A 2256-nucleotide genomic window follows, 5' to 3' on the forward strand; every position below is an offset into this window, starting at 1 on the left:
GCGGCGTACGCCGGCGAGAAGGCCAGCCTCGACCCGTTCGCCGCGGTCCGGATCGCCCGCGCGTCCTCGGAGATCGACGCCGCCTGGGCGCTGACCATGAACAACATCCGCGACGAGCAGGCACTCGTCGCCCGGGGGGAGAAGATCCCGCTCGGCCTGCGGCTGAAGGTGCGGCGCGACCAGGTCCTCGGCACCCAGCGCGCGATCGACGCCATCGACGCCCTCTTCGAGGCCTCCGGCGGCCGCGCGCTCGCCGAGGGCACCTACCTGCAGCGGGCCTGGCGCGACGCCCACGCCGGCCGGGTCCACGCCGCCAACGACCCCGAGCGCGCCCTGCAGATGTACGGCGCGCACCAGTTCGGGCACAAGATCGACCCGGGGATGTACTGAGTGGCGACCACCGGACCGGCGCTCGGCAAGGACTCCTGCCAGCGCTCCGCCAAGGCACGGGACATCACCCTCAACTACTACGAGGCCGGTGAGCCGACCGAGCTCGGCGGTGGCCTGCCCCTGGTGATGCTGCACGGCGGCGGGCCCGGTGCGTCGGCCTGGTCGAACTTCGGCCCGGCCCTGCCGCGCTTCGCCGCCCGGTTCCGCACGCTGCTGGTCGACCAGCCGGGCTTCGGCGGCTCGGACAGGCCGCCGGTCGAGGGCAACTACTACCGCCACGCGGCCGACCACGTCGCCGCCCTCCTCGACGAGCTCGGCATCGCCCGGGTGCACCTGCTCGGCAACAGCCTCGGCGGCGGTACGGCGATGCGGTTCGCGCTCAGCCACCCGGACCGGGTCGGGCGGCTGGTCCTGATGGGCCCCGGTGGCCTGTCGCTGAACCTCTTCCACGCCGACCCCACCGAGGGTGTGCAGCGGCTGATGGACTTCGGGGCCAACCCGACCCGCGAGGCCCTGCGCGCCTTCATCTCCACCATGGTCGTCAACCAGGACCTGGTGACCGACGAGCTGGTGGAGGAGCGGTTCGCCGACGCCACCGCCCCCGGCGCGCAGGACGCGATGCGCGAGATGGGGATGTCGTTCTGGAACCCCGAGACGGCCGAGGACGGCATGCTCTGGCGCGAGGCGCACCGCCTGCGCCGGCCCACCCTGCTCACCTGGGGACGGGAGGACCGGGTCAACCCGATCGACGGCGCCTTCGCGGCGCTCAAGCTGATCCCCAGGGCGCAGCTGCACGTGTTCCCGAACTGCGGGCACTGGGCGCAGATCGAGGCCGCCGACGAGTTCGCGGAGGTGACGTCGGTCTTCCTGGGCCGGCATCGGGAGAGGGAGAAGTCGTGACGATCGACATCAAGTCCATGGGCTATGCCCGGGTGGCCAGCACGGACCTCGAGGCGTGGCAGCTGTTCGCCGGGAAGGTCCTCGGCCTCGCCGAGTCGCGGGGTCCCGCCGGGGATCATCTCTACTACCGGATCGACGAGGTGTCGGCCCGGCTGGTGGTGTTCCCGTCCGACGTCGACCGGCTCGAGTGCGTCGGCTGGGAGCTGGCCGACCACGACGCGCTGCAGGCGGCCCGCGAGCACCTGATCAAGGCCGGCGTCGAGTTCGCCGAAGGCACCGCCGAGGAGCTGGCCGAGCGCCGGGTCCAGGAGCTGATCCGGTTCGCCGACCCCTGGGACAACGTGTTCGAGCTGTTCCACGGCATCACCTACGAGGCCCGGCCGCTGGTCACGCCGTACGACAACAAGTTCGTCACCGGCGAGCAGGGGATGGGCCACGTGGTCATCCCGGTCGGCGACGACGAGGCGGCGCTGGAGTTCTACCGCGACATCCTCGGCTTCCGGCTCCGCGACTCGATGAGCATGCCGGGCGAGTTCGTCGGCAAGGAGCCGGGCACCAAGGCGTGGCTGCGCTTCCTCGGCTGCAACCCTCGCCACCACTCCCTGGCGTTCCTGCCGATGCCGAACCCGGCGAGATGCGTGCACATCATGTTCGAGGTCGCCAGGCTCGACGACGTCGGTCGGGCGCTGGAGCGGGTCCGCAAGCACCAGGTACCGCTCTCGGCCACGCTCGGGCGGCACATGAACGACCAGATGGTGTCGTTCTACGTGAGGTCCCCCGGCGGCTTCGACATCGAGTACGGCACCGAGGGACTCACCGTCGAGGACGAGAAGTGGGTGGCCCGCGAGAGCACGGCGGTCTCCTACTGGGGCCACGACTTCAGCGTGGGGAACAGGTGACAGACTCGCGTCTCGTGGCCGGTCCCGCAGTGCCCGATCGAAGTGGCCCCGATCGAAGTGGCCCCGA

Annotated in this window: 2 protein-coding genes and 1 pseudogene; all 3 read left to right on the top strand. The window is 71.2% G+C overall.

Annotation, left to right across the window (positions count from 1 at the left end):
• Positions 1 to 390: pseudogene (locus VFN12_RS02395) on the top strand (flavin-dependent monooxygenase); the annotation flags it as partial.
• Entirely contained in the window at positions 391 to 1290 is a 900-nt protein-coding gene (gene hsaD, locus VFN12_RS02400; RefSeq protein ID WP_325116957.1) for a 4,5:9,10-diseco-3-hydroxy-5,9,17-trioxoandrosta-1(10),2-diene-4-oate hydrolase, read from the top strand.
• Complete coding sequence (gene hsaC, locus VFN12_RS02405; RefSeq protein WP_325116958.1) at positions 1287 to 2189, top strand: iron-dependent extradiol dioxygenase HsaC; 903 nt, start codon at positions 1287 to 1289, stop codon at positions 2187 to 2189. The genes hsaD and hsaC overlap by 4 nt, the downstream gene beginning before the upstream one ends.
• Positions 2190 to 2256 lie beyond the last annotated feature (67 nt).

The organism is Nocardioides sp. (assembly GCF_035703625.1).
GTDB lineage: Bacteria > Actinomycetota > Actinomycetes > Propionibacteriales > Nocardioidaceae > Nocardioides.